Annotated in this window: 1 protein-coding gene; it reads left to right on the forward strand. The window is 69.2% G+C overall.

Annotated elements, in window-relative coordinates; translation table 11 throughout:
• A partial coding sequence (locus tag A6A03_RS20565; RefSeq protein WP_216636334.1) for a hypothetical protein occupies positions 1 to 530 on the forward strand: 530 nt, incomplete at both ends.

Genomic DNA, 530 nt, shown 5'->3' on the forward strand with positions numbered 1-530 from the left:
ATGCTGCGCCTGATTTTCTTGCTCTACGCCGAGGAGCGCGGCTTGTTGCCCACCGATGCGGTCTGGGAGCAGCAGTATGCGCTGGCGAGCTTGTACGAGCAACTGCGGGCCGATGCCGCGCTGTATCCCGACACGATGCACCACCGCTACGGGGCGTGGGCGCGGCTGCTGGTGCTGTTCCGGCTGCTGCACGACGGTGCGCCGGAGCTGGGTTTGCCGCGGCGGGCCGGCGTGCTGTTCGACCCCGACCGCTTCCCGTTTCTCGAAGGCCGCCCGCTGGGCAGCGTCCGCCAGCACGGGCAGCGGATCGCCGTCCCGCGCATTCCTGACGGGGCGGTCTATCAGGTGCTGGAAAAGCTGCTGATCTTGGACGGCGAGCGGCTGTCGTACCGGGCGCTCGATGTCGAGCAGATTGGGGCGGTGTATGAGACGATGATGGGCTTCCGGCTGGCGGTGGCGACCGGCCCGACGCTAGCGATCAAGGCCGAGCAGCGGAGCGGCGCGCCGGCCCCGATCGACCTTGCCGCGCT

The sequence above is a fragment of the Chloroflexus islandicus genome, assembly GCF_001650695.1.
Classification (GTDB): Bacteria; Chloroflexota; Chloroflexia; order Chloroflexales; family Chloroflexaceae; genus Chloroflexus; species Chloroflexus islandicus.